This is a genomic window from Lentzea roselyniae (assembly GCF_039537795.1).
Classification (GTDB): domain Bacteria; phylum Actinomycetota; class Actinomycetes; order Mycobacteriales; family Pseudonocardiaceae; genus Lentzea; species Lentzea atacamensis.
The window spans coordinates 146,214-172,348 of record NZ_BAABBE010000006.1 but is presented as its reverse complement, the minus strand read 5'-3'; the positions used below and the strand labels follow the sequence as shown (position 1 = coordinate 172,348).

Here is a 26,135-nt window from a genome sequence, read left to right as displayed (position 1 = left end):
CCGCCTTTCTGTCTTGCGGAACCAACCGCCGCCAAGGCAGCGCGAGCAGTCCCGCCACTCCATCCGGACCCGCCCGGTCACCGGGTGCTTGGCCGTCAGGTTCATCGCATACATCAACCGAGCCAGGGGACGCGGAGACATCGCCTCACCGCTTCAGACGAAGCGACACGCTTTCGACCGTGGACGGGCCGGGAAGCCCGCAGCAGCAACGACCGCAGTCACAACTGCGCCCGTCGAGGACCGAGCCGAACCCCAGCGCCCTGCGCACTGACAACCCGAGCTGCGCAGCAAGCGGGTGCAGGGCGTCGAAGTTGGCCCGGATCATCCAGCGCGCCGCCCGCAGCCCGAACGGAGCCACGCAGAACGCCCGCCCCTTGTACTCAGTCCGCACCAGCTCGAACGACATGCGCTCGACCACGGCAACTTGAACGAGGGCGTTCAAGCTCTCCCGCACGTCCGGCATGGGCAGCTTGAGCTTCGCCGCCAGCGTGGCCACGTTCCACCTGCCCCACGGCTCGTCGAGCATGGCCACAAGCACGAGCTGCGACGTCGTGTCGCGGGCGATCTCGTAGGGCACGATGCCGAACCGCTCATCGACCTCTTCGAGCATGGCTAGCCCCGCTCTTTCTTGAGCTGCTCAGGCATGTTGCCCACCCAGCCAGCACCGTTCGCCGGGTCCAGCACCGCGGCCAACAAGCCGGCGTGCTGCGACAACTTCCGCAGGAAGGCCGCCAACTGCTCCCGACCATCTGGCCCGTCCGGCATGTGAATAGCGATCTGCGCCGGATCGAGGTTCAACCGCAGGCAGTAAGCCGCAGCGGTCAAATCAGGCCACGGCACGATGTCCGCCGACGCCTCCGGCCCCGGCGAGACCAAGAGCTTCAACATCACGACTCCTCCCCGAAACGGGACTGTTCAAGCCGCGCGCGGCGCTCGAACTCCTCGGCAGCGATGGAGCAGGCGTGACGAGCCCAAAGCGGCACCGCCAAGTCAGCGGCCAAGATTCGCCACGCCTGCGCCACAGCCGAGTAGCCGAGAGCAAGGCGGATCAGCGCGTTCTTGTCGCCCGTGCTGGACGCCTCGAACAGGGCAGCTGTCTGCTCGGCATACGCGGTGTTCCACCGGGCGACCGCCTCACGGGACGGCCGCGCCACAGTTAGGCCGCCGGCTTCTGCTCGGTCTGGCTCTGATGACCCGCGGGCTTGCTCTCCCGCTTGGGAGCCGCACCCGTCTGCGGCGCAGTGATGCCCGTCGCTCGGATCGTGAAGCCCTGGTACTTGAACCGGTCGCCCATGACGCGCGGCTCAACCGTCAGCCCCTCGAACGCGATCGGCCGCACCTCAACGCCGGGCATGACCTGCACCGAGTGCGGTGGCACGGGCTGCACCTCGGCCAGCACCGTCACCGTTAGCGACGCATCGCGTTCCTTCTCCGCAGACGGATCGGTGACCACGACCTTCCACTGACGCTTGCCTGACCGCTCATCAACCTTCTGCTTGGCCTGTCGACCACGAGCCCGGTCCTCCTGACTCATGTACTCCAGGTCCGCCACAACCTCCCCAACCATCAGCGCGCCCATTGGAAAGACCTGGTCAAACGAGGTCTCGAACCGCGTGCCGTAGGGAATCGCCATCACTGCCTCCGCTGCTCTGCTAGCCCGGCTATCCGGGTTAGACAAGTCACAACGTAGCTAGCCTGTCTAGCCAAGTCAAGCAAGTTGGCGTTTGCGCAGGTGAGCTAGCTCTCTAGGCGGGCTAGACAAGGTGTCGCGATGTCTCATAACTTTGTCCGCGTATCGGGACGAAGTTATGAAGGAGCGGCTCTCACATGGCACTGGATCCAGATGACCCACGACCGCCGTATGTGCAGGTAGCGAACGCCCTTCGCGCTGCGATCTTGACCAAGGTTTTCAAGCCTGGTGACAAGCTGCCCTCACGCGCCGAACTTGCGAAGAAGTACGAAGTCGCGCCGATGACCGTGCAGAACGCGCTGCGCGAACTGCGCGACGAAGGCCTGATCGTGTCCAGGCAAGGCAGCGGTGTGTTCGTCCGTGAGCGCACCGAACGACCGGTTGGACTCCGGCCTCACATCGAGCGCGCGTTCGACGCCGAGCACGTGACGATCGATTTCGCCGGTTTCTCCGGCGAAACGCTGCACGGCATCATGCAAGAGCCGCTGGACAAGATCCGCATCGGCCGACTCACCCCCGCCTCGATTCACGTGCGCATCCTCGTTCCAGACCCTGGCGTGCCGTGGTCCGTTCCAGTCACCGTGGACGAACGCGCTGACAGCCCGGCGTTCCGCAAGCGCGCCGAGGAGATCATGCGTCGGCACACGCTCGCGATCGTCGACAACGTCACCGAGCTGGGAGCGCTTGGACTCGTCAAAGATGCAACGGCGGAAGTACGCGTCCACCCGACCGCTCCACTGTTCAAGCTCTACCTGATCAACAACGAGGAAGCGTTCTTCGGCTTCTACCCGGTTCGCGAGCACGTGCTGTCTCTTGGCGGTGAGCCGCAGGCGATCTACGACCTGATGGGCAAGGACGCCATCCTCTTCCAGCACTCGATCACCGACGATGACACCAGCACCGGCAGTCAGTACGTCGACCAGGCTCGCACGTGGTTCGAAAGCATGTGGAACACGATCAGCACGGAGTACAAGCGGTGAGCCCCGAACGGGTTCCGGTCAACGATCCCGAGGTTCTGCGGGGCGTCCTGGCCAATGCCGATGCCCTGCTCTTGGACTTCGACGGCCCGATCTGCGGTGTCTTCGCTGGCTTCCCCGCGCACCTCGTCGCGGACCAGCTTCGCCGCGTTCTGGCCGAGGGTGGATACGACGAGCTGCCTGCCGAGATCGAGAAAACCGAGGACCCGTTCGAAGTTCTCTATTACGCCGCAACACTTGGCGACGATGAAGCCGAGTATGTCGAGGCCGCAATGCGCGCCCACGAGGTCGAGGCCGTCGCCAGCGCCGAGCCCACATTGGGCACCCACGAGTTCATCCGGGCGTCGCACGACCTCGGCCGCAAAGTGGCCGTCGTCAGCAACAACAGCGTCGCAGCCGTCGAGACGTACCTCCACCTGCACGAGCTGAGCACGTACGTCGACTACGTGTCTGCGCGCGCTGATTCGGATCCTGCGCGCCTGAAGCCAGACCCGTTCCTCCTGCGGCAGGCGACCGACCAGCTAACGATCACTCCCTCGCGGTGCGTGCTCGTCGGCGACTCGCTTACCGACATCCAGGCAGCCCATGCCGCCGGGACAACTGTCATCGGTTACGCCAACAGGCCCGGCAAGGCCGACTTGTTCACAACTAAGGGTCCACAGGTCATCGTCACGGACATGACTCTGCTCAAGGACGCGCTTTGACCGCAGGTCCACCAGTAGGGCGACGGCAAGCAGCCGCAGAGCTGGTAGGCAGATTGGTATGGCGCGCACTGATCACTACAACGACCCGAACGCCCCCAAGGCGACCAACATCGTCGTGGCGGTGACCGCGTTCGTGCGGGACGAGCACGGCCGGCTGTTGATGATCCGGCGTACCGACAATGACCTGTACTCGATACCTGGCGGGGCGCAGGATGTCGGCGAGACCATCGGCCAGACCGTCATCCGCGAAGTCAAGGAAGAGACCGGGATTGACGTCGAACCCGTCGACATAGTCGGCGTGTACTCAGACCCCAAGCACATCATCGCGTACACCGACGGCGAGGTTCGGCAGCAGTTCTCCATCTGCTTCCGAGCACAACCGACCGGCGGGGAACTGCGGACGAGCACCGAGTCAAGCGAAGTGCACTGGGTCAACCGCGGGGACCTCGACGCGCTCAACATCCACCCATCGATCCGACTCCGAATCCAGCACGGCTTCGAGACGCGATCAGCACCCTACTTCGCGGTGTGACGGGTTCCTGTTCATCATGCTTTGCCCACTCAGGTACTAACGGAGGCCGCAACACCAGCCTCAATGGCCGCGTAGATGTCCACATCCTCAGAGCCAAAATCGACACTGACGACTACTGCGTACGGGATCTTCAGATTCCGGGTTACTTCGCGATCTTCCCACCACCCGAGTACTGGGTACACCGCAAGCAACCTGTCGCCAGCCAGCTCGCTTGCCGATAGCTCGACATAGTCGTGCTGCACGGTCCCACGACTTCGGAGCAGCGGCCCCACGCTCCAGTTGTACCCACTGGTCTTGTGATGACTTCCTTCGGGCTTCTGGGCAAGAGAGTTGATCCTGCGCCTAAATTGCCCCTCATTCTCAGCTGGCCCCTGCATCTCCCACTTGATCCGACCACCCGCGTAGCGCCGTCCGTCAAGGTTTTCCGTCGCCTCAACGAAGCAGGAAAGCGTGACCGTCAGCCGCACACCACTTTCCGCGTGATCAGCTAGAACTTGCTCAGGCAAGGGGATCTGAAGCAGCTGAACCTGCCTACCAGCGGGCGCAAGCTCACCTTCATACACAAACACCGGACGGTTGCTGTCCGCGCCGCTTGCTGTCCTTAGATTCGGCAATCCGTAGCCGACTGCGCGAAATCGGTCTCTCCGATCAGCGAACTGGCTGATCATCGCCGAAGTCCACTTTGCACTGTGGACGTACAGAGCGCGAAGTGCGGACAAGCCGATCGAGGGTTGCTTGCGGGCGAGCACAGCAAGATCGGCCGCTGCGGATGCTGCTGCTGGACTGGTTGCCCAAGTCTGTGTGCTCAACCTACCGCTCGCATGGCGGTGACTAGTTGTCCACAACGACAGGTGCTCGGCACCAACGTTCGGCAGACCACCACCCGGCGCAGTGTTTCCAGCTTCCTTAACGATCTCTGGCTTGATCGGACGCCCCGCACCACCTACATCTGTGCTGCTATAAGGACTAAGCCCACCAGGCGGCGCAAGTGCCGGCGGGTAGTTACCTGTTCCAGTAGCCGGTTGCCCGGTCAGCGCGGTGTAACCACCGACAGTCAGTACGTTCCACGCCTGTGCAGGCTGGTCCATCGGCTCACCGAGGTTTGCCACCGGATAGTCATCAGCGTGTGTAGCTATCCGCTCATCGCCGAGATTGCCTGCGGCAACAACGATCAATCTGCCGACGCCACCGTTCCAAGCTAGCTGATCTACACCAACCGACCACGCAGTGCGCACACCAGTTGGGTTGTCCGCGCCAACGCTCAAGCTATGCACAACTGTGGCGTCACCTGCTAGCTCTTCGGCAGCCAACACTGCGTTCTCAGTTCGTGCTGCCCACAAGCCTGGATCGTCATCCTGAGGACCTTGACCGGGCGTCGCAATCAGACGAACACCGACGACTCGGTTCTGCGGTTGCAACAGCCCAGAGGCAACGCCTTGCAGATAGTCCGGATACACCGCAATGCCGGCCATCTCGGTTCCATGGCCATGTCGGTCAGCTACGTCCGGTTCATCCGGTATAACACTGGCCGCTCCGCAAACGACCGGACGCAGGTACGGGTGGCCCGAGCTGATGCCGGTGTCGTGGACGGCGACGACGGCCGCATCGTCGGAGACCTCTCCCACGGCGACAGGTGGGGCAGCGGTTTCCTCACCTTGCAACAGCGCTTCAACCAAACGCACCCTTGGCGCGAGGTGCACCTCGTAGACCTCGGGTACCAGACCAGGTAGCTCTGAAAGCACGTCACCGGACAGCCGAGTAAGGAAGATGTCGCGCTCGACACCTTCAAATCGAGCGGGCACACCGTGGTGACCGCCCAACTGTGCCAACCAGTGAATCTCGTCCTCTACCCGAGCACGGTCCTCATCAGACTCAAGACGCCCACCGCGCGCCCACAACTCGACCCAATAGACCTGGCCAGCCTCAATGTCTTCCTCGCTGAACTCTCGAAGGCTCAGGTCGGACAGTGTCGGAACCCGCAAGTCTTCGATACGCGCGATCAGCGGCTGATTTGCCGGCGCGCCATACTTCGTGTTGGTGTCCCTGTACCGCTCGATCTTCCTACGCAGCGCCCGAGAGTCGCTGCGTAGGTGGACAAGGGCTTGCCCCTCGTTGACAGCAACCAGGACCGCTTCTGACCGCTTGTCGCCTAGTCGATCGGCGTAGTCGACGAGGTCAACCCCTTGTGCCGCAATGAGCTGGCCTTCGCTGCGTGGCGCCCTGTCCTGCGGATCAACTTGAGCTTGGTTGATCGCATCGAGGGAACGCAGAAGCCTTGCGGCGTGTTGGGCGCGTGTACGCGCAGGCGGAGGCTTGGGCTTACTGCCGCCGTAGCCGCGGTAAGCCTCTTGAGCTGCGTGGCCCACACGGATCAGGGGCAAACCTGTCCGGATCATGCAAGCCCCGTCACAAACTATCTCCTCGCACCCGTGCGCTCAGCTCGGCCGCGATGTGTTCGATCGACGGCTGTTGGTGGTCAAGAAGGATCGCTGCCTTACGCGCGTTATCAACTGCCGCACGCACCTCGGCGAACGACAAACCCTTGCTCTGCTTAGCAAGCTGCTTGATGTCGTCCGCACTGATCGAGACGGATCGCAGGAGCCGCCTGAGGAGGGTGTTGATCGCCTGTTCAGTCGGTGGAGGAAAGTTCAGTACATCGTCGAAACGCCGCAGGAGCGCGTGATCGAGCGAACCACCCAGATTTGTAGCAGCAACAATCAGGCTATCGCTGTGATCAGCATCCAGTAGCTGGAGGAAGGTTCCGACTACTCGCTTCGCCTCGCCTACGTCGAACTCGTCGGTTCGATGCTTGCCCAGGGCATCGAACTCATCGAAGAGGTAGACAGCCCGCACCCGGCTGATGTGATCGAAGATGTCGGTCAAGGTAGCGGCAGTCTCGCCGAGGTATCTGTTGAACAACACTTCGAGCCGTACTCGCGCGAGCGGCAAAGCTAACTCGCCGGCCAGCGCATGAGCTGTCATCGTCTTGCCGCACCCAGGTGGGCCATACATCAGCAGCCGACGGCGCGCGCTAAGCCCATGCTCAGCAAGGCGACTAGCCATCCGTTGCTCATCGAGGATGCGTTGCACGCTGCTACGCAACGCTGGAGGCAATACAAGGTCGGCAAGCTTCACGTCGCTGTAGCGGACGTCGAGCACGTCGGCCAAGTCTCGCGGTGCGCGAGCTAGCTGAATCGGTCGATCAGATCGCCTGCTCTGGGCGGATGTCTGCTCACGTGCTTCAGCCAGTAGCTCTCGCAACCGCGCAGCTTGCCGAGTGTGCCCAGCACGAGACTCGGCAGCGATCAACTGCGACAGGATATTGAGCCATCTACGCTCGTCGCCCTGGGTATGGGCACGAACCAGCTCAGCGATGAGCTCAGCCGTCGCCATACCTGCATCCCTTCCACACAGTAGATCCCTACTTACACCATCGTCCCATCTCACCGCTCGAAGCGCGCTGGATCAAATCAGTAGATCTTGAGGGAAATACATCGAGGATACTCCGGGGACGTCCGACACGTCCTACCAGCAACGATCTAGTAGCGACGTGGGCAGGCGACTTACGCCACCGTCCTCCCGAACCAGCCGCAGGCAGTGATCATCTTCGGCTAGGTGTCGGCAAGGCTTCGCGTCGTTGACAGCTGTGCCAGCTGACCGCGCGTGTCGCGTGGTTCTGCCGAATTGGGCTCTACGGGATCAAGGCCGCCGCTGGCGGCACGCTCCGCGCGTACGGCGAACACCTTCCATCCCGGCACTCCCGGCATCCGCTTCGCTGCGCCGGTCGGCCGGGCGGCGCTGCGCGCCGTCCTCCGGCCTTGCCCCACTGACGGCCTCACACATAGAGCCATGCTGACCAGCGGCTCCCTACGAGCGCCGTCAGGGTCACCGCGGACTGCCTGTCCTGGCGCTCGACTGCCGCGACGGCTTCGCCGCCTTGCCACCGATCAAGGGGCTAGCCGGGCTGCGGAACGAGCGGAATGAGCACCAGCCCGCGTCGATGTCGACGTCGGTGGTCATCGAGCTAGCCTCACTTGAGGGAGGCGTAGTGGACGCGATCAGCAGGTACCTCGATCTCGTGGACGAGATCATGCGGCAATACCCCGACCAGCGCGAGGGCCAAGCGCACTACAACGCCTTGCGGATGGGGTGGCCTCATCTTGAAGCACAGGTGCTCGGTACCGACCGAGACTGCTACAGCTCCGACAAGGCGTTGCCCAGGTTGCTTGCCTGGATCGACCAGGTCCTGCCGCATGAGGAGCAGCACCCCGACGTGCCAGCATGACAACGGCCGGCGACGCTGTGCCAAGGCTGGAACGAGTACCTTGACCCAACGTCACCGGCCGCGTTCTAGGCTCAGTGTCGGGATGAGGGCAGAGGTGCGGGCGATCAGAGGAACAAGATCGACGGCACACTTTAGTCTCAGAAAACGACGGCAAGTGTCGAGAAGCGACTGTCCACAGTGCTCAGATCAAGAGCGCATCCGCGCAGGTAGCGAGCACTGTCGGCGAAGATCGGCAAACAACGCCGATCGACTTCCGGAAATCTTCGGGTTCAGGGTTCGAGTCCCTGGCGGCCCACCAAACCCCCAGGTCCTGGACCTGGGGGTTTCGCTCTGTCTACGCGTTCTGTGCGAGCTGCGAGCGTCAGCCGTACGCAATCTCCGTCTCGAACCTGTTGACTCCCGCATCGGACGCGATGGCGCCTGGTCGGGACCTCGCGGCGACCACCGCTGCGGCCAGCTGAAATCGCGTGCAGGCACGGCTTTTCAGTGGGTAGGGTGCGCGAGACCAAAGGGGGGTGCGGCATGACGAAGCTGAACCAGATCATCGCGGTGGAGAAGAGTGTCAAGGGGGGCACGCTTCGGGACCTCACCGACGCGCATCACGGGCTGCAGAAGCCCGCGTTGCTGGCCGGTATCTCCCGGACATACCAGCCTAAGGACGAGGACGGCGAGGTGCTGCCGCCGGAGTCCACTCGCGTGCAGGTCAAGGCTGAGGACGTGCTTCGGAAGACCGCCGCTGTGATGACTCGGCTCTTCGACGTCACGGCGACCAAGGACTGGGCCAACTGCGTTGCGAAGGCTGATGTCATGGTCGACGGGCAGACGTTGCTTCGCGACGTGCCCGTGTCGTACCTGCTCTTTCTCGAGAAGCAGCTGACCGACTTGCACACCTTCGTGAAGAAGCTGCCGCTGCTGGACGCGGCCGAGGACTGGAACTTCGACGAGTCCGCCGACTACTGGCGCACTGAGCAGGTTCGGACCATCCGCACCAAGAAGGTGCCGCGCAACCACGTCAAGGCCGAAGCCACGGAGAAGCACCCGGCGCAGGTCGAGGTGTACTACGAGGACATTCCGGTGGGTTACTGGACCACGGTGAAGTTCTCGGGTGCTCTGCCTGCCCGGCGGGTGAACGAGCTCGTCGACCGGGTGGAGAAGCTGCAGCACGCGGTGAAGTTCGCCCGGGAGGAAGCCAACAGCCTGGAGATCACCGACCAGCGTGTTGGTGGCGTGGTCTTCGACTACCTGTTCCGATAGCGTCCACAGACTCCCCCGCTGGAGCGCGGGGGTGCGCTCCCGATGGGAGCGTGAAAGCTGAAACTGAAACGTCAGCCTGAACCACGGTCACAAGTGGGGGTTCGAATCCCTCTCCCGGCATCACCACGCCGGGGTAGCCCAATTGGCAGAGGCAGCCGGGATCAAGCTCAGACTCTCGCTCCAGATTCAGCATTACCGCCGAACGCCAGATCGCCTGAGACCGGACAAGACTCGCTGAGGTGCAGGTTCGAATCCTGCTGGCCGCTCCACCATGCGGCCGTAGCTCAACGGAAGAGCGCGGCGACCTAAGGACTGATCCGACTCTTAAATGCCGCTGGTGTGCGCAAATGGGCGGACAATCGGGGCCCTGGACGGGACATGTCCAGGGCCCCACCTTCGTTCAGGCCACTGGGCGGGTCGTGATCTCAGGACACGCCGACACCGGCCAACGCCGCGCGCAACTAGGCGTTGGCCTCCAGCCAGGGGACGATCGCGGAGATGAAGCCGTCGGGGCTGGTCATGGGGCGGCCGTTCATCGTGGCGACCAGGTGCTCGACGCCGAACAGGGCGTCCCAGGTGCGGGCGCGGTGGTAGGTGGTGGCGGGGACGGCGCGGCGGACGTTTTCCCAGCCGTACCAGGCCATCTGGGCGGCGTCGGTGGCCGGGTCGGCGGGCATGGCCGTGTCCCAGTCGAGGATGCCGAGCAGTTTGCCGTCTGCTGACCAGTGCACGTTGGCGCCGTTGAGGTCGCCGTGCACCAGGGCGTCGGGAACGGGCTCCAGGGCCAGGGCGGCGTCCAGGCGGCGCCGGCCCTCGGACTGCCAGCGCTGGGGCAGGCGGGGGAGGATCTCCTCTGCGATGATCGTCGACCACGACGGACCCAGCGCCCGGCCGTCCACGGCCGCCAGCAGCGAGTCGTCGAGCGGCACGGAGCGCACGGCTTCCAGGACCTCGGCCACCTGCGACGGGTCGCCGACGCCCTGTGGCAAGGCGACGCCGTCGATCCACGACACGGCGACGGCGGCCCGCTCGTCGAACATCGTCACGGGGGTCAGCGGCTCCGGCACCTGGAACGGCAGGCCGGCGGAAGCCAGGTGCCGCAACACCTCCGCGTGGTGGGGCATCGACGCGGCGGCCAGCGGTCGCTTGCTGACGCGGACGGCGGCTACGCCTGGGATCAGCAGCACGTCGTGGATGTTGCCGTCGGCCGCGGTGAAGGCGTTGTCCAGCCGTACGCCGGGCAGCAGTGCGGAGGCGATCGCCAGCAGGTCCGGGGCGGCCTTGAGCATTTCGGAAACCTACCTTCGGTGTGACAGCACAAGCCTCCCGTTGGGGCGCGTGGGCCCGAACGGGAGGCTTGCGGGTTGGTTCAGGCCTCGACGGCCTCGGTGCCTTCGGCGGTTTCGGTGACCCGGCTCGGCAGCATGGCCGCGATCGCGATCGTTGCCACGGCGAGCACGGTCGCGACCACGAAGGCCAGCTTCATACCGCTCAGCTGTGCCGCGGAGGTGGCGGCGCCGTCGGCGACCAGTTGGCCGGTGCGCGCGGACATCACGGTTACGACGAGGGCGGTGCCGAGGGCTGCGGCTACCTGCTGCAGGGTGCCGAGCATCGAGCTGCCGTGCGGATACATGTTGGGCGGGAGGGCGCCCATGCCCAGCGTGAAGATGGGGGTGAAGGTTGCGGCCAGGCTCACCATCAGCAGGGCGTGCAGGACCAGGATCTGCCAGTACGGCATCGTCATGGAGACCTGGGTGAAGCCGGCCAGGGAGAGCACGATGCCGATGGAGCCGGGCAGGATCAGGGGGCGGCCGCCGAGGCGGTCGTAGAGCTTGCCCACGGTCGGGCCCAGCAGGCCCATGGCCAGGCCGCCCGGCATCAGGAGCAGGCCGGTTTGCAACGGGGTCAGGCCGCGCAGGTTCTGCAGGTAGAGGGGCAGCAGGATCATCGAGCCCATCATGGCCAGGAAGGCGATGCACATCAGGGCCAGCGACAGGGCGTAGGTGCGGTGGCTGAGGGTTCGCAGGTCCATCAGCGGGGCGCCGGTGCGCTGCAGCTTGAGCTGGCGAAAGACGAAGATTGCGATGGTGGCCACGCCGGCGATCACGATGCCGATGCTCGGGCCCAGACTGCCGCCGCCTTCGCCGAAGAGGCTCAGGCCGTAGACCAGGCCGCCGAAGCCCAGGGTCGCGACGGCTGCGCTGAACCAGTCGATGGAGCTGACCTGGGGTTCGCCGATGTTGCTCATCTGGCGCAGGCCGAAGTAGGTCACGGCGCCCGCGATCGGCAGGACGGCCACGAAGAGCAGGCGCCAGGAGCCCAGTTGCAGGATCAGGCCGGACACGGCTGGGCCCAGGGCGGGCGCGACGGAGATCGCCAGCGTCACGTTGCCCATCACGCGGCCCCGGTCCTGCTCTGGCACCACGGTCATCAGCGTGGTCATCAGCAGCGGCATCATCACGGCCGTGCCCGCGGCCTGCACGATCCGGCCGACGAGCAGCACCGTGAAGGACGGCGCGATGGCGGAGAGTGCGGTGCCCGCGAGGAAGACGCCCATGGCGATCGCGTAGCCCTGGCGGGTGGTCACGCGCTGGAGGAACCAGCCGGTCACCGGGATCACGGCGGCCATGGTGAGCATGAAGGCGGTGGAGACCCACTGGGCCGCGTGCTCGGTGACGTGCAGAGACTCCATCAGACGCGGAATCGCGTTGATCATGAGCGTCTCGTTGAGGATCACCACGAACGTGGCCAGCACCAGGAGGCGCACCACCAGCGGTGTTCGGCCCGCTTGCGCGGTCGGGCGGTCTTGGATCGCAGCAGGCATGTCAGGCCCTCACTAGGTTGCTGGCACAGTCGTGTTGCGGCCAAGGCCGCCGGTATCGATGTTCGTGACACCGGTGGGGACCGGCAGGTCTGACGAAACTCATCGGTTTGCCCGAGTCTTCCTCATCGCCGTGCCCGTCTCACCCGAATTTCGCCGTTGGCGGACTCGGGTGCTTGTCCGTCTACCCACTCGTCGAACGGCGTCGGCGCGAATCGACACGTGGGCCGCAAAAATCTGGGACCCGGTCGGTCGTGCCAGACCGGTAGCGCTCGGACTGTGGTCTGAGGGCGCAGGTCGGCCCGTGGGCCGATCTGGCGCGGCGGTCGCGCTGGCAGCGTGACCGGGCATGGGGTTCAAGTTTCCGAACGGGTGGGTCGGCGGGGCTGCGCTGGTGCTCGGGCCGGTGTTGCTCCTCGCCGGCACGTTGCTGCGGGCGCCGTTCAACTTCTTCTTTCCGGACCAGCTGCGGGCGGTGGCCGAGCATCCGGCGCTCATGACCGCGGCGTACACGGCGTTCCTGGCCGGGAACGTGGTCATGTGGGCCGCGGTGGCCTTCCTCGTTCCGCTGATCGGGACGAGGTGGGCGGTCTGGGCCGGGGTGCTGGTGACGGTGGGGCTGTTCGAGCGGACGTTTCACGCCGGGGTGGACCATGCGGCGTTCAGCGCCACGAAGCACCTGGGGGCCGACGGGGCCGCGGAGCTCGTGGCCGCGGGGTATCAGGAGCTGCACCTGTTCAGCTTCCTGTCGTTCACGGTGATGTTCGGCTGGTTCGTGCTGGCGGTCGCGGCCTTCCGCGGACGCGTGCTCGGACCGGTCAGGGCCGTGGCGTTGGCGGCCATGGGGTTGTTGCCGCTCGGGGTGTTGAAGGGCACCGAGGCGCTGTCGGTCGTGGTGACCATCGGGCTGTGCGTTGCGTTGGTGCCATTGGGGATTCGGGTGATCCGGCGGCAGCCCAGGCCCACCAGGCGCAACGTCCTGACGGTGGTGCAGGTGGCGGTCGGGCTAGGGGCGCTCGCGGTTCTGAGCACGCTTGGATGAGGCGTACGGCAACGCGAACCAGAGGCCGGAGAAGATGGCGAAGGCGAGCACGCCCACCACGATCGAAGCCCAGTCCTGGCCGATGATGACTTCGGCCAGCAGGAGGACCGTGCCGGTCATGGCCAGCGCCAGGAAGGCCAGGCCGACGAGGGCGAAGGTGTTGCCCGAGTCCACCACGTCCTCGCGGCGGCCCTGGCGGAACAGGACGCGGTGCCACGCGGCCGGAGCGGTGAGGAACGCTACGGCGACCGCGGCGCACAGCACCGTGACCAGGTGGGTGACCCGGATGTAGGTGCCGACCGAGGAGTACTTCTCGGTGAAGGCGATGGAGAGCAGGAATCCGAAGAGGATCTGCACGCCTGCCTGGGCGACGCGGAGTTCCTGGAGCAGCTCGTTGACGTTGCGGGCGAGTCTGCGTTGGTCGGATTCCTCGGCTTCACTCACTTCAGACACCTACCCGGAAGCCGCCGGTTGAAACGCCGGTCCCGTCTCAAAATGGCGGCGGACAAGGCCGTCCTAGAACCGGTTGATGACGAAGAAGTCGGTCACGAACGCGACCGGATCGCCCGCGGTGTTGCGGCCCACCCAGGTCGGGTAGACGCCGTCACCCCAGCCGGTTGAGAACGCCACGACGTTCAGTCCGGACTGCGGGTCTGCGACGTTGGCGGGGCCGCGGCCACCACCCACCTTGCCGAGGGCGTCGATGAGGTCGCAGTTGCCCGCCTCGTCGTCGCTCGCCAACCGGTCGACGGCGGGAGCGGCGGCCAGGTCGAAGAACGCGCCGGTGCTCGACTTCACCTCGTAGCCGAACTCCTCATGCATCGGCACGAGCTGGCCCGGCAGCACGGCGGGCGTCCACGAGTACGCGGGCTCGTCCTGCACCGTCACCTTCGCGGCGGCGACGCGGTAGCCCTGGCGGAGGTCGGGGAAGCCGTCGCTGTCCACCCACGAGACCAGCGAGACGGACACCGGGTACGTGCCGGGCTCGACCGTCGTGGTGAACGCCTCGGCGTCCTCCGGCCAGACCACGAACGGGTCTGCCGCCACGAGTCTGCCCGTCGGCAGTGCCAGCTCACCCACCTGTTGCACGGCAACGACCTGCTGTTCGCCACCGCCGGTCGGCTTGCCGACCGGCCCGTCGACGAAGAACCGCTCGAACCCGGACCTGATCAGTTGAACCGCCCCCACGCGTAGGCCACCTCCAGGGGCATGTTGGCAGAAGGCCCCGACACCCGATCGGGGCACCGGTGGGTAACGCGTAGTGCCTGCGGTGAAGCGGCAGCCGGTGCCATCTTTCTGGCATGGGGCTGATCGAAGTGGTGATGGGCGACAGCACGGCCTGGGATGCGACCGCCATGGAGGCCACCGACGAACAGGCACTCGAGGACTACTACGTGAACTCGCTGCTCACGGCCGAAGAGCAGGAGCAGGACGACGTCGCGATCCCCGTCATCAGCACCGGCTTTCCGACGGAACGGGCGGCGCGGATCGCGGCGATCACGATCCGTTCGCTGGCGATCATCGACCGGATCCGGCTGGTCGCCTTCGACGACGAGACCCACCGGCGCTCCGCGATCACCTCGCCGCACCGGTCGAGGAACGCTGCCCGACGTGCGGCGCCAGGGCGGTCCCGATCGCTTACGGCGCGTGGAACGACCGCAACATGGCGGCGAGGGACGCCGGGCTGGTGTCGCTCGGCGGCTGCCTGCGGGTGGGCGACGGCACGGATCCGCAGTGGGAGTGCACCGCGGACGGCGAGCACCGGTGGACCAACGGTGAACGTGACGAACGTCGCAGCCAGGTAGCGGTTCTGGACGCCCTGGCGGTGCCGCTCGGCGAAGATCGTGGCAGGTCAGTGCCGTAGCCTGAGGGGCGTGTCCGTTCCAGCCACCCTCAAAATCGGCCCGTTCGCCGTCGATCCGCCCGTTGTGCTGGCGCCCATGGCCGGCATCACCAACGTGGCGTTCCGGCAGCTGTGCCGTCGGTACGGGGCCGGGCTGTACGTGTGCGAGATGATCACGGCGCGGGCGCTGGTCGAGCGCGACGCGATGACCATGCACATGATCACGTTCGACGAGGACGAGCACCCGCGGTCGATGCAGCTCTACGGCGTGGACCCGAAGAACGTCGGTGAGGCCACGAAGATGATCGTGGACGAGAACCTCGCCGACCACATGGACATGAACTTCGGCTGCCCGGTGCCCAAGGTGACGCGCAAGGGCGGCGGGGCGGCGCTGCCGTACAAGCGGGAGCTGTTCCGGCAGATCGTGCGCGCTGCCGTGCGCAACGCCGGAGACATGCCGGTCACCGTGAAGTTTCGCATCGGCATCGACGACGAGCACCTCACGTACCTCGACGCGGGACGCATCGCGCAGGACGAAGGTGCACAGGCCGTGGCACTGCACGCGCGCACGGCGTCGCAGCGCTACTCCGGCAAGGCGGACTGGACGGCCATCGCGCGGCTCAAGGAAGCCGTCACGAGCATTCCGGTGCTGGGCAATGGCGACATCTTCAGCGCGCAGGACGCGCTCGACATGGTTGCCGAGACCGGCTGCGACGGCGTCGTCGTCGGGCGCGGATGCCTTGGCAGGCCGTGGTTGTTCCGCGACCTGCAGGCGGCGTTCAGGGGCGAGGAGATCCCCGAGGGGCCGACCCTCGGTGAGGTCGCGAACGTCCTGCGCACGCACGCCGAGCTCCTCGCCGCGCACTACGGCGAGGACAAGGGATTGCGCGATCTCCGCAAGCACATGGCCTGGTACTGGCACGGCTTTCCGGTCGGCGGCGACACGCGCAGGGCGTTCGCCATGGTGTCGAGCCTGCAGCAGCTGGACGACCTGATCGGGCAGCTCGACCCCGCGGTGCCGTTCCCCGAGCACGCCGAGGGACCGCGCGGCAGGCAGGGATCCGCTGCCAAGGTCGTGCTGCCGGAGGGCTGGCTCGACGACCCCGAGGACGCAACGGTTCCGGCCGGCGCGGACGTGATGCACTCCGGTGGCTGAACGCGTCGCGGTTCTCCTCGCCTCGCTCGCGCTCCTCGCGGGCTGTGCCGGTCCGATCGCGGGCACGGCGCGACCGGTCCAGCTGACCGACGGCCACCGCGCCAAGTTGAAGGAGTTCTACGAACGCCTCAACAAGGCGGGTGACGAGGGTCCGTCCCAGCAGCAGAAGTTGCTGAAGGACACCCAGCACCCGGACTTCCGGCAGAAGACGTGCGATCTTCGCGGTGCGACGATCAAGGTCGAGCCGACCTGGTCGACGCTTCGGACGGACGCCGACTGGGCACCCCCCGGCGAGAAAGCACATCCGCGCGGGGAGGTCTACGTCGTGGCGGTCACCGTCACGCTGCGCCAGGAGGACACGGTGATCGGCAGCCAGATCGGATCGCTGCACGTCGTGCTGCTGGACGACGAGGTGTTCGGGTTCGCGCCCTGCCTCGGTGGCTGAGCGGATTGTTGATCACTTTGGCTCACTGGATCGGAGCAGCGAACGGTCAACCGGACGGGGGAAATCCCACCTCCACGCGTCCTTCTAGCTCAAGCGTCGCCTCTTCAGAGACGACACCTGGCAGGTAAGGAGGTGACCGCGATGACCGCACTGCGACCTGAAATCGCAGAGACCCCGCAGGCCGGCGAGGCCGCGACGGGCGACCAGCAGGGCCCGGGACTGGTGGGGCTGCACGAGTCCATCGCGGCGTTGCTCGCCTCCCGCGGTCAGTGGCGCCAGGCGTACCAGCACCTGCGCTCCGCTCTCGATCTCGTCTACGCCGACCAGGTCGAGGAACCGCAAGTTCCGGAACAGCTTCGCCGCGAGGTCGACAGGCTGCGCCGGGAGCACGCGGAGGCACGCGAGCAGAGCCTGCGCGACAGCCTCACCGACTCCTACAATCGCCGCTACCTCGACCAGCGGCTGATGGATCTGCTGGCCGAGCACGGCGCGTGCCGGCACGGGCTCGCCATCGCACTCATCGACCTCGACTGGTTCAAGCAGGTCAACGACTCCTTCGGGCATCTGCTCGGCGACCGGGTGCTGCAGCGCGTGGTGGAACTGCTGCAGCAGGGCCTTCCCGAGGGCGCCTTCTGCGCCCGTTACGGCGGCGAGGAGTTCGTGCTCGTGCTGCCGCGGGTGGACGCCGCGACGGCCGTGGAGATAGCCGAGAAGGCCAGGGAACGTGTCGAGCGTCACCCGTGGCAGGAGATCGCGGACGGGCTGCGCGTGACGGTCAGCGCCGGCCTGGCGTACGAACCGCCCGCGGACGAGGCTCCGGAACGTCCCGCGGTCAGCGCCGAGCAGCAGCTGCTCCGCGCCGACAGCCTCCTGTACACGGCCAAGCAGTCGGGTCGCAACGCGGTGGCGTACCGTGCCGATGGACGGGTCCGCCTCGCAGGCGCGGCGGCAGGTAGGCGTGCTATCACCGAGACACGTGTTCTCGGTTACTACTGAGTGAGCTGGCTCACCCGTTCAGCGCAGACGGACTGCGCATAATCGCGTACAGATCGAATCCGTATCACCCGGAGTGGTCGTCAGAAGTCGGCTACATCCGTAGTATCGCGGGCGCAACTGACACGCCCGGTGATGCAACCCTTGTGTCCCGGTCGTCGTCATCTCGTAATGACGAACCGCTATTAGCTTCTGACCCAGAAGGGAGATTGGGTGCCCGACGACCCCCGACGTGGCGGCCCCTCTTCCCGCGGTGATCAGGATCCCCAGCACCACGACCAGCCGACCGGCCGTAGACGTCGCTCGATGGAAGGCTCTGGGGGCCTGAGCGTCTCGGACCTCATCGAGCAGCACAGCAGGACGAACATCCCCCGACCCGTCCCGCCAGGCTCGCCCGACACTCCCACGACAGGCAGGCGTGCCCTGCCGGACCCACCCGCTACGGGCAGGCGTGCGCTGCCCGACCCGCCTGTGCAGCAGCCACAGCAACCGCGGCAGCAGCCGCCCGTCCCTCACCGGCCTGGTGAGCAGACGGGTACGCGCCCGCGGCCGCCGATGGCCGACCAGGCACCACCGCAGAACTTCACCGGTGAGCAGACGGGCAGGCGACGCCTCCCCGACGCCCCCGCGGAGCCGAACGGAGCCCGCGCCCACGTCGCGGAGCAGACCGGAACGCGGCCGCGGCCCGGTGAGCAGACCGGCGCCCGGCCCAGGCCTGCGAACGGCGCCTATCCGCCTCCTGGTGAGCAGACCGGAACGCGCCCGCGTCCCGACGCGAACAGCATGCAGCGTCGTCCGGTCCCCGGTGAGCGGCGCGGTGAGATGGGCCCCAACGCCCGCAACGCACCACCCTCGAACGGCGTCCAGCGACCCCAGGCACCTGCGGACGCGACGGCCAACGGCATGCCACGCCCGCCGGCACCCGTCGACCCGCGCCGGATGCCTCCTGGTGACGCGCCTTCGTCCAACGGCATCCCCCGGCGTCCCGCGCCGAACGGAGTCCCCGAGGCGAACGGCATGCCCAGCGGCACGATCCGCCGCCCGGCACCCGACGTCAACGGCGCACCACCGCGCAGGACCGGTCCCGGCGACGCACCGTCGTCCAACGGGATCGCACGCCCGCCCGCGCCCGGCGACGCGACGTCCAACGGCATGCCGCGCAAGCCGGCACCCGGCGACGTGACCTCCAACGGCATGCCACGCCCGCCCGCACCCGGCGACGTGACCTCCAACGGCATGCCACGCCCGCCCGCACCCGGCGACGTGACCTCCAACGGCATGCCGCGCAAGCCGGCACCCGGCGACGTGACCTCCAACGGCATGCCACGCCCGCCCGCACCCGGCGACGCGACTTCCAACGGCATGCCGCGCAAGCCCGCACCCGGCGATGTGCCGCGCCCCGGCGCGACACCGGACGGTCCCGAGCCCGGCTCACCCCGCCGTCTCCTCGGCGGCGACGCGCCGTCGACCAACGCCCCGCGTCCCCCCGCGCCCCCGAACGGGCCGATGCCGGCCCGCGCGGAGTCCAGCGGACCCCGGCCGATGCCCCCCAGGGCAGAGTCGAGCGGCCCCCGTCCCATGCCGGGCGGTCCCGCCATCTCCAACCGGCTCGGCGCTGCAGCCCAGCCAGGCCCCGCGGGCAACGGCGCACCGGCGCAGCCGGAAGAGCCCGAGGCCGACGCACCAGGACCGGAAGCCACCCAGATCGCCTCGGCGGCGGGCGTGGCCAAGGTCGAGACGCGCGACGAGATCGACCCGGCCTGCCTCACCGCCGAGATGGAGGCCATCGGCGACGACGTGAAGAAGCGTCGCGAGGTCGACCACACGCTCGCGCGGTTCTCCGCGGTGCACGACGAACTCCTCGAGCAGGAGCGCCAGCGCAAGGAACGGCGCGCCAAGCTCATGCCGTGGGTCAAGGACGAGGACGACCTCGAGGAGGCGACCCAGTTCGCCGACCCGGTCACGCTCGGCGAGACCGAGGAGGACGGCGAGCAGAAGGTCGTCGACCGCACGCCGCAGCAGCGCAGGATGATGCGCGCCGCCAGGATCGGGGCGATCGCCGCCGCGGCCGTGGTGTTCGCGTCGACCGGCATCGGCTGGGCCGCGATGAAGTGGGCCGACTCGAAGATCCCGAAGATCGACGCGCTCGGCGGCAACTCGCAGGCCGTGCAGCAGGCCGAGAAGCAGCTCGGTGACGAGAACTTCCTGCTGGTCGGCTCGGACACCAGGGCGGGCGCGAAGCCCGAGGACAACGTCGGCACCCAGGCCAAGGAGGGTGGCGCGCGGTCTGACGTGATCATGCTCGCGCACATCCCCGCGGACCGGAAGCGCATGGTCGTCGTCTCGCTGCCGCGTGACGTGCGGGTCGACCGGCCCGCGTGCCGCAGCTGGAACCCGGACAACGGCCAGTACGGCGGACCGCTGGCTCCGGCGAAAGAGGTCATGGCGAACTCCGTCTACAACGACGGTGGGCCCGAGTGCGTCGTCAACCTGATGACCCAGCTGTCCGGCCTCAAGATCAACCACTTCGTGAGCATCGACTTCGTGGGCTTCCGCGAGATGTCCACGGCGATCGGCGGCGTGGAGATCTGCACCCCCACGGCGATCAAGGACGGCGAGCTCGGCGTCGTGATCGACAAGCCCGGCAAGCACCTCCTCAAGGGCGACCAGGCGCTGCAGTACGTGCGGGCGCGCTACGTCCAGGGCGACGACGCGTCCGACTTCGCCCGCATCAAGCGTCAGCAGCAGTTCCTGTCGGCGATGCTGCGGCAGGCGCTGTCCAACGAGGTGTTGCTGAGCCCGACCAAGCTCAACAACTTCATCAACGCGCTCACGAAGACCACGGTCGGAGACAACATCGACGTGGCGTCGCTGCTGGAGCTCGCGAACTCGTTGCAGAGCCTCGACGCCGGCCGCGTCTCGTTCGTGACGATGCCGCACTGGACCGACGAGGGCCGGACGAAGTCGAACGACGACAACATCGAGCGGCTGCGGGACGAGGACGTCAGGAAGCTGTTCCAGACGATCATCGACGGAACTCCGCTCCCGCAGGAGAAGCCCGCCGAGCCGACCCCCGGCGACGCCAACACCCCGGTCCAGCCCGGCACGGTGATCGACCCCAAGGAAATCTCCGTCCAGGTGCTGAACGGCGACCCGACCAACGCCGGTGCGGTGGCCAGGACGGCGAACGCGTTGCAGCAGCACGGGTTCAAGATCACTCGTCGCGGTGACGCGCCGAAGCAGGCGAAGACCACCATCAAGTACGCCAAGGGCCAGGAGAACCGGGCAGCAACGGTCAAGGCCTCGGTCCAAAAGGCGGAGTTGGTGGAGTCACCGGACATGGGCGGGGCGATCCTGCTGACGCTCGGCGAGGACTTCGACGACAAGGTCGTGGCACCGCAGCCGGGCACCCAGCCCGGCACTCAGCCCGGCACTCAGAGTCAGGGCCAGGGTCAGACCAGCACGAAGCTGGACGTCGTGAACGCGGCGCAGGACCCCTGCGCGAAGTGATTCGCCTGGGGTTCACCTGCGGTTCATGCTGGAATGTCGCTGCCGCGGTGGTCGGGACGTAGGCTGAGCGCCATGCGCGAGGCCTACCATGACCAGCTAGAACAGCTCGCCGACCGACTGGCCGACATGACCGGCATGGTCGCCGAGGCGATGGAGAACGCGACCGCCGCCCTGCTGCAGGCCGACCTCGGCCTCGCGGAACAGGTCATCAGCGGTGACCAGAAGGTCGACGACGTCCGCTCCAGCATCGAGGAGCAGTCGTACGCGCTGCTCGCGCTGCAGGCACCGGTCGCGACCGACCTGCGCACCGTGCTCGCGGTCATCCACGCCGCCGAGAGCGTCGAGCGCATGGGCGACCTCGCCCTGCACGTCGCGAAGGCCGCACGGCGCCGGCACCCGGCGTCGGCCGTGCCCGACGACGTCCAGCCGTACTTCGCCGAGATGGGTCAGATCGCGGTCAAGCTCGCCCGCGAGGCCGCGGAGATCATCCGCCACAAGGACGTCGACCGCGCACGCAACCTCGAGGACGAGGACGACGCGATGGACGACATCCACCGCCACCTGTTCTCGGTGATCATGGACAAGGAGTGGCAGCACGGCGTCGCGTCCGCTGTGGACACGACGCTGCTCGGCCGCTTCTACGAGCGCTACGGCGACCACGCCGTGTCGGTCGCCAAGCGCACGGTCTTCGTCGTCACCGGCCGGATGCCCGGCTACGGTGGCGACGAGAACCTCTAAGCGCGGCGACCACCAGCCTTTGCCCGCTCTTTCGACGTTCAGACGGGCGCATCGCAGTGCCGGCCGGTGCTGCGAGGCGCCCTGCTGGGCGCCGAAATAGACGGTGAAGGTTGGTGGTCGCCGCGCTCCCTTCCTAGCGGAACTGCCCATCGCGTTCGGCCGCGAGCTCCGGATCGGCGTAAGCCTCGGAGAACTCGGCGAGCACGGTGGGCAGTTCTTCGTCCCACGCCGCCCGCGCCTCGTCACGCGGCAGATTCCGTGCGTCGGCGGTGAAGTACGCCCACGCCCGCACGATGTCCGGCAGCAGCGCCAGATCCGCGTCCGAGACGTGCAGCCGCGCTGCCACGTTGAGGATCAGCACAGCGGTGAGCGACGCCGGCCCGTACACGACCGGATCGCGGTTCTGCTCCACCGCGGCACTTGCGACGATGCGCGCGAACGCCCGCGCGGCCTCGACGTCGGCGATCCCGTGCTCTGACACCAGAAACGCCTCGACGACCTCGTCCGTCCTTTCCGGACTGAAGACGGGAATCTCGTGGTCGTCGGTCACCAGCGCGCTCACGCGCGCGTCGGCGAGGGCGATCAGCTGGATCGGGTGCCGCACGTCCTCGGAGCCGATCAGCCCTTCCTCGGCCTCCTCGTCGGGCCCGTCCTCCCAGAACTGCTCGACGTCCGGCCACACCCGGTCGAACGCCTCGGCGGCGCTCAGCGGCGTGATCAGGTCGCGGAACGCCTCGGGCGTGGAGGCGATCATGTCCTCCAGCAACGCGGTCGTGCCCTCGTCCGGCGTGGCGAACAGCTCGATGGCGGTGGCCCCGAGCACGGGCTGACGCATGAACAGCACGGTCTCGCGAGCCGAAGCGCGTTCCTGGGTGATCGCGACGACTTCCACGTCTCCCAGCAGGTTCGTGACGAGGAACGCCTCGCGGAACTCCAGCGCAGCGCCCGGCACGTACCAGGACGGCTCGGCAACACCCCGTGCCGCAACGGTTTCCGCGGCCGCCGCGGCAGCTGCGCGGGTTTCCTCGTCGCCCACGCCGGACAACGCGCGCAACGCGGTGAGCGCCGCCGGCTCGTCCATCGCGGCGAGGGCCTCGATCATCGGCGAGTGGCCGGATCCGGCGAGCCAGAGCGTGGCGTACAGCTCGCTCGCCCAGGCGTCCGCGAGCAACCAGGACTCGGAACGCAGCGCGGCCGCCGACTCGAGCAACGCCCCGTACGGGGACTGCTGCTGGGGCCGGCGGCCGGGCGCCTTGCCTTGCTTCTTCTTGCGGGACTTGCTTTGCGGGCTCACCCGCAGGAATCTAGTGGCACGTCCACAATCCTCGCCAACCTGGTTCACACTCAGTAGGCACCAGGCCGACGAGGGTCAGTGGACGCACCACTAGCCGAATCGGCCGGAGATGTAGTCCTCGGTCGCCTTCTGGCCGGGGTTGGAGAAGATCTTCTCGGTGTCGTCCACCTCGATCAGCTGCCCCGGCTGACCGACACCCAGCAGGTTGAAGAACGCGGTCTGGTCGGACACACGCGCGGCCTGCTGCATGTTGTGAGTCACGATGACGATCGTGTACTCCTTCTTCAGCTCCGTGATCAGGTCCTCGATCGCCAGCGTGGAGATCGGGTCCAGGGCGGAGCAGGGCTCGTCCATCAGCAGCACGTCCGGCTGCACCGCGATCGCACGTGCGATGCACAGACGCTGCTGCTGACCACCGGAGAGGCCACCGCCCGGCCGGTCGAGCCGGTCCTTGACCTCGTTCCAGAGGTTGGCGCCGCGCAGCGAGCGCTCGGCGACCTCGTCGAGCTCCCGCTTGTTCTTCATGCCCGCGAGCTTCAGACCCGCCACCACGTTGTCGCGAATGGACATCGTGGGGAACGGGTTGGGCCGCTGGAACACCATGCCGATGGTGCGGCGCACCTCGACCGGGTCCACAGTGGACGCGTAGATGTCCTCGCCGTCGAGCAGCACCTTGCCCTCGACGCGCGCGCCGGGGGCGACCTCGTGCATGCGGTTCAGCGACCGCAGCACGGTCGACTTGCCGCAGCCGGAGGGACCGATGAACGCGGTCACGTTCTTCGGCGGCACCGCGAGCGAGACGTTCTCGACGGCGTGGAACTTGCCGTAGAAGAGGTTCAGGTCCTTGATGTCGAGTCGCTTGGCCATGTCCCGCTCACTTCGTCTTCGGCGCCAGCGCCCGCGAGATCACGGTCGCCAGCAGGTTGAACAGGGTGATGATCAGCACGAGCGTGATCGCCGCGCCCCAGATGCGCTCGAAGCCCGCAGGCGTCGGGTTGTTGCGCTCGTTCGTCATCATCAACGGCAACGACGCCATCGGGCCGTCGAAGAGGTTGTAGTTGATGAACGGCGCGTACGACGCGAGCACCAGCACCGGTGCGGTCTCACCCATGACGCGGGCGAGAGCCAGCATGATGCCGGTCAGGATGCCGGACAGCGCGGTGGGAATGACGATCTTGACGATCGTCTTCCACTTCGGGATGCCCAGCGCGTATGAGGCCTCGCGCAGCTCGTCCGGGACGATCTTGAGCATCTCCTCGGTCGTGCGCACCACGACCGGCACCATCAGCAGCACCAGGGCGAGCGACACGGCGAACGCGCTGCGGCCGAAGCCGAAGTACGTGATCCACACCGTGTAGACGAACAGCGCCGCGACGATCGACGGGACACCGGTGAGGATGTCGACCATGAACGTCGTGGCCTTCGACAGCTTCGAACGGCCGCCGTACTCGACGAGGTAGATCGCGATCATGATGCCGATGGGCACCGAGATGATGCCGCAGACCAGGCCTTGGACCAGGGTGCCGTAGATCGCGTGGTACGCACCGCCGCCCTGCTGGCGAGCGAGCAGGCCGGACAGCGACTTCTGCCACCAGTCACCGTCGAGGATGACAGGGAAACCGCGCTGCACCACGGTGTAGAGCACCCACACCAGCGGGATGATCGCGACCAGGAAGGCGCCCCACACGAGCGTGGTGGCGAAACCGTTCTTGATCCGGCGAGCGAGGCTGACCGCCTGGAAGGTCGGCGGCGTCGCGAGGCGCGTGGGATCCGCGAGGTTCGTGCTCACTCGTACTCCTTGTGGCCGGCGACGATCGAGCGCGCGATGGCGTTCACGACGAAGGTCAGCACGAACAGCACGAGACCGGCCGCGATGTAGGCACCGGCCGAGCGCGGGTCGTTGAACTCCGGTGCGGCCAGGGCGATCTTCGAAGCGAAGGTGGCACCACCGTCGAAGAGAGACCAGCCGAACGCCGCCGACGTGGTGCTCAGGATGATCATGACCGCGATGGTCTCGCCGAGCGCGCGGCCGAGGCCGAGCATCGACGCGCTGACGTAACCCGCCTTGCCGAACGGCAGCACCGTCGTCCGCACGACCTCCCACTTGGTCGCGCCGAGTGCGATCGCGCCCTCGATGTGCATCGTGGGCGTGCGTTCGAAGACCTCGCGGGTGACGGCGGTGATGATCGGCAGGATCATCACGGCGACGACGATGCCCGCAGTGAAGATGGTGCCGCCGAGCTGCACGTTGACGTTGCCCTTGGCGAAGATCGGGATCCAGCCGAGGTTCTCGATCAGCCACTCGGAGAACGGGAACAGCACGGGCCCGAGCACGAACAGGCCCCACAGACCGAAGACGATCGAGGGGACGGCCGCGAGCAGGTCGATGACGTACGCGAACGGCCGGGCGAGGTTGCGCGGCGCGTACTGCGTGAGGAACAGGGCGATGCCCAGCGCGATCGGCATGGCGATCAGCAGCGCCACCACCGAGATGACGATGGTGACGAGCAGCAGGTCCAGGATGCCGAACCGCAGGTTGGCAGGGTCCGTGGTGTTCCACTCGCGACTGGTCAGGAAGTTGACGTTGTTCAGCCCGAGCGACGGGATCGCCTGAATGATCAGGAACAGGCCGATCGCGCCGATGAGCGCGACGATGAAGACGCCCGAGCCGGTCGCCAGGCCGCGGAAGATCCGGTCACCGGGACGAACGTGCGGTGTCTTGGTTGCTGCTGGAGCTTCCGGCGTCGGGGGAATCGGAGCCTCCGGGGCGGTGGGAGCAGCCGCAACGCCCCGCGCGGCTCCGGGGTCACCGGAGCCGGCGGGGCGCTTGGCCGCGACGGGATCGTTCATC

27 protein-coding genes and 1 pseudogene are annotated in these 26,135 nt (G+C 66.9%); 13 read left to right on the top strand and 15 right to left on the bottom strand.

What is annotated here, in order from left to right; translation table 11 throughout:
• Window positions 1-145: 145 nt before the first annotated feature.
• The 4 genes from ABFX45_RS12770 to ABFX45_RS12755 are packed head-to-tail and all read right to left on the bottom strand — an operon-like array spanning window position 146 to window position 1,633.
• Window positions 146-610 (bottom strand): hypothetical protein, encoded by a 465-nt coding sequence (locus ABFX45_RS12770; protein ID WP_346129853.1) that lies wholly within the window; start codon window positions 608-610, stop codon window positions 146-148.
• A gap of 2 nt (window positions 611-612) precedes the next feature.
• Window positions 613-888, bottom strand: coding sequence for a hypothetical protein (locus ABFX45_RS12765; protein ID WP_346129851.1), 276 nt, complete (start codon window positions 886-888; stop codon window positions 613-615).
• Window positions 888-1,154, bottom strand: coding sequence for a hypothetical protein (locus ABFX45_RS12760; protein ID WP_346129849.1), 267 nt, complete (start codon window positions 1,152-1,154; stop codon window positions 888-890). Before ABFX45_RS12760 ends, ABFX45_RS12765 begins: the two co-directional genes overlap by 1 nt.
• A 2-nt stretch (window positions 1,155-1,156) precedes the next feature.
• On the bottom strand, window positions 1,157-1,633 hold the full coding sequence (locus ABFX45_RS12755) for a hypothetical protein (protein WP_346129847.1): 477 nt from the start codon (window positions 1,631-1,633) through the stop codon (window positions 1,157-1,159).
• Window positions 1,634-1,827: 194 nt separating this feature from the next.
• On the opposite strand from ABFX45_RS12755, the gene ABFX45_RS12750 reads away from it, so the two are divergent.
• From ABFX45_RS12750 to ABFX45_RS12740, 3 genes are read left to right on the top strand one after another with little or no spacing between them, the layout of a single operon-like run.
• Complete coding sequence (locus ABFX45_RS12750; protein WP_346129845.1) at window positions 1,828-2,670, top strand: GntR family transcriptional regulator; 843 nt, start codon at window positions 1,828-1,830, stop codon at window positions 2,668-2,670.
• Entirely contained in the window at window positions 2,667-3,371 is a 705-nt protein-coding gene (locus ABFX45_RS12745; RefSeq protein ID WP_346129843.1) for an HAD family hydrolase, read from the top strand. Before ABFX45_RS12750 ends, ABFX45_RS12745 begins: the two co-directional genes overlap by 4 nt.
• 58 nt (window positions 3,372-3,429) lie before the next feature.
• The gene (locus tag ABFX45_RS12740) at window positions 3,430-3,903 is read left to right on the top strand and encodes an NUDIX hydrolase (RefSeq protein WP_346129841.1); all 474 of its coding nucleotides are present in this window, start codon (window positions 3,430-3,432) and stop codon (window positions 3,901-3,903) included.
• A gap of 29 nt (window positions 3,904-3,932) precedes the next feature.
• Here the strand turns inward: ABFX45_RS12740 and ABFX45_RS12735 are convergent, their stop codons facing one another.
• The gene (locus ABFX45_RS12735) at window positions 3,933-6,299 is read right to left on the bottom strand and encodes a S8 family peptidase (protein ID WP_346129839.1); all 2,367 of its coding nucleotides are present in this window, start codon (window positions 6,297-6,299) and stop codon (window positions 3,933-3,935) included.
• 10 nt (window positions 6,300-6,309) lie between these two features.
• Window positions 6,310-7,296, bottom strand: coding sequence for an AAA family ATPase (locus ABFX45_RS12730; protein ID WP_346129837.1), 987 nt, complete (start codon window positions 7,294-7,296; stop codon window positions 6,310-6,312).
• A gap of 655 nt (window positions 7,297-7,951) precedes the next feature.
• Between ABFX45_RS12730 and ABFX45_RS12725 the strand changes: the two genes are divergently transcribed.
• Together ABFX45_RS12725 and ABFX45_RS12720 are read left to right on the top strand one after the other, a co-directional pair.
• Window positions 7,952-8,188, top strand: coding sequence for a hypothetical protein (locus ABFX45_RS12725; RefSeq protein WP_346129835.1), 237 nt, complete (start codon window positions 7,952-7,954; stop codon window positions 8,186-8,188).
• A 522-nt stretch (window positions 8,189-8,710) separates the two neighbouring features.
• Window positions 8,711-9,442, top strand: coding sequence for a DUF7873 family protein (locus ABFX45_RS12720; RefSeq protein ID WP_346129833.1), 732 nt, complete (start codon window positions 8,711-8,713; stop codon window positions 9,440-9,442).
• A 461-nt stretch (window positions 9,443-9,903) separates the two neighbouring features.
• Here ABFX45_RS12720 and ABFX45_RS12715 read toward each other — a convergent pair whose 3' ends face one another.
• Both ABFX45_RS12715 and ABFX45_RS12710 read right to left on the bottom strand, forming a co-directional pair.
• On the bottom strand, window positions 9,904-10,731 hold the full coding sequence (locus tag ABFX45_RS12715) for an aminoglycoside phosphotransferase family protein (RefSeq protein WP_346129831.1): 828 nt from the start codon (window positions 10,729-10,731) through the stop codon (window positions 9,904-9,906).
• Window positions 10,732-10,811: 80 nt separating this feature from the next.
• The gene (locus ABFX45_RS12710) at window positions 10,812-12,266 is read right to left on the bottom strand and encodes an MDR family MFS transporter (RefSeq protein WP_346129829.1); all 1,455 of its coding nucleotides are present in this window, start codon (window positions 12,264-12,266) and stop codon (window positions 10,812-10,814) included.
• Window positions 12,267-12,612: 346 nt separating this feature from the next.
• Here ABFX45_RS12710 and ABFX45_RS12705 point away from each other — a divergent pair, with 346 nt between their 5' ends.
• Window positions 12,613-13,305 (top strand): hypothetical protein, encoded by a 693-nt coding sequence (locus tag ABFX45_RS12705; protein ID WP_346129827.1) that lies wholly within the window; start codon window positions 12,613-12,615, stop codon window positions 13,303-13,305.
• Here ABFX45_RS12705 and ABFX45_RS12700 read toward each other — a convergent pair.
• Window positions 13,270-13,749, bottom strand: a complete 480-nt coding sequence (locus ABFX45_RS12700) for a DUF6328 family protein (protein ID WP_109629251.1) — start codon at window positions 13,747-13,749, stop codon at window positions 13,270-13,272. The genes ABFX45_RS12705 and ABFX45_RS12700 overlap by 36 nt on opposite strands.
• Before the next feature lie 72 nt (window positions 13,750-13,821).
• A complete protein-coding gene (locus tag ABFX45_RS12695) occupies window positions 13,822-14,493 on the bottom strand; it encodes a DUF4241 domain-containing protein (RefSeq protein ID WP_170166394.1) in 672 nt (223 codons plus the stop codon).
• 113 nt (window positions 14,494-14,606) lie between these two features.
• Here ABFX45_RS12695 and ABFX45_RS46430 point away from each other — a divergent pair.
• Window positions 14,607-14,738 (top strand): annotated as a pseudogene (locus tag ABFX45_RS46430) (hypothetical protein); the annotation flags it as partial.
• Here ABFX45_RS46430 and ABFX45_RS12690 read toward each other — a convergent pair.
• Window positions 14,696-14,884: a hypothetical protein gene (locus ABFX45_RS12690; protein WP_346129825.1), complete on the bottom strand. Its 189-nt coding sequence runs from the start codon at window positions 14,882-14,884 to the stop codon at window positions 14,696-14,698. The pseudogene ABFX45_RS46430 and the gene ABFX45_RS12690 sit on opposite strands and share 43 nt — an antisense overlap.
• A gap of 84 nt (window positions 14,885-14,968) precedes the next feature.
• On the opposite strand from ABFX45_RS12690, the gene ABFX45_RS12685 reads away from it, so the two are divergent.
• The 6 genes from ABFX45_RS12685 (at window position 14,969) to phoU (ending at window position 21,990) form a co-directional block, all read left to right on the top strand.
• Window positions 14,969-15,169 (top strand): hypothetical protein, encoded by a 201-nt coding sequence (locus ABFX45_RS12685; RefSeq protein WP_346129823.1) that lies wholly within the window; start codon window positions 14,969-14,971, stop codon window positions 15,167-15,169.
• Window positions 15,170-15,179: 10 nt separating this feature from the next.
• A complete protein-coding gene (dusB, locus tag ABFX45_RS12680; RefSeq protein WP_233442029.1) occupies window positions 15,180-16,304 on the top strand; it encodes a tRNA dihydrouridine synthase DusB in 1,125 nt (374 codons plus the stop codon).
• Window positions 16,297-16,749, top strand: coding sequence for a hypothetical protein (locus tag ABFX45_RS12675; RefSeq protein WP_109629255.1), 453 nt, complete (start codon window positions 16,297-16,299; stop codon window positions 16,747-16,749). The genes dusB and ABFX45_RS12675 overlap by 8 nt, the downstream gene beginning before the upstream one ends.
• A gap of 141 nt (window positions 16,750-16,890) precedes the next feature.
• Window positions 16,891-17,745, top strand: coding sequence for a GGDEF domain-containing protein (locus ABFX45_RS12670; RefSeq protein WP_109632870.1), 855 nt, complete (start codon window positions 16,891-16,893; stop codon window positions 17,743-17,745).
• 303 nt (window positions 17,746-18,048) lie between these two features.
• Window positions 18,049-21,252 (top strand): LCP family protein, encoded by a 3,204-nt coding sequence (locus tag ABFX45_RS12665; RefSeq protein ID WP_346129820.1) that lies wholly within the window; start codon window positions 18,049-18,051, stop codon window positions 21,250-21,252.
• A gap of 72 nt (window positions 21,253-21,324) precedes the next feature.
• Window positions 21,325-21,990 (top strand): phosphate signaling complex protein PhoU, encoded by a 666-nt coding sequence (gene phoU, locus ABFX45_RS12660; protein ID WP_109629260.1) that lies wholly within the window; start codon window positions 21,325-21,327, stop codon window positions 21,988-21,990.
• A 133-nt stretch (window positions 21,991-22,123) separates the two neighbouring features.
• On the opposite strand, the gene ABFX45_RS12655 is transcribed toward phoU, so the two are convergent.
• From ABFX45_RS12655 to pstC, 4 genes are all read right to left on the bottom strand, one after another.
• Window positions 22,124-23,284, bottom strand: coding sequence for a hypothetical protein (locus ABFX45_RS12655; protein WP_346129818.1), 1,161 nt, complete (start codon window positions 23,282-23,284; stop codon window positions 22,124-22,126).
• Between the two features lie 90 nt (window positions 23,285-23,374).
• Complete coding sequence (gene pstB / locus ABFX45_RS12650; RefSeq protein ID WP_109629264.1) at window positions 23,375-24,151, bottom strand: phosphate ABC transporter ATP-binding protein PstB; 777 nt, start codon at window positions 24,149-24,151, stop codon at window positions 23,375-23,377.
• 7 nt (window positions 24,152-24,158) lie between these two features.
• Entirely contained in the window at window positions 24,159-25,073 is a 915-nt protein-coding gene (gene pstA, locus ABFX45_RS12645; RefSeq protein WP_109629266.1) for a phosphate ABC transporter permease PstA, read from the bottom strand.
• The gene (gene pstC, locus ABFX45_RS12640) at window positions 25,070-26,134 is read right to left on the bottom strand and encodes a phosphate ABC transporter permease subunit PstC (RefSeq protein ID WP_109629268.1); all 1,065 of its coding nucleotides are present in this window, start codon (window positions 26,132-26,134) and stop codon (window positions 25,070-25,072) included. The genes pstA and pstC overlap by 4 nt, the downstream gene beginning before the upstream one ends.
• Window position 26,135: the final 1 nt, after the last annotated feature.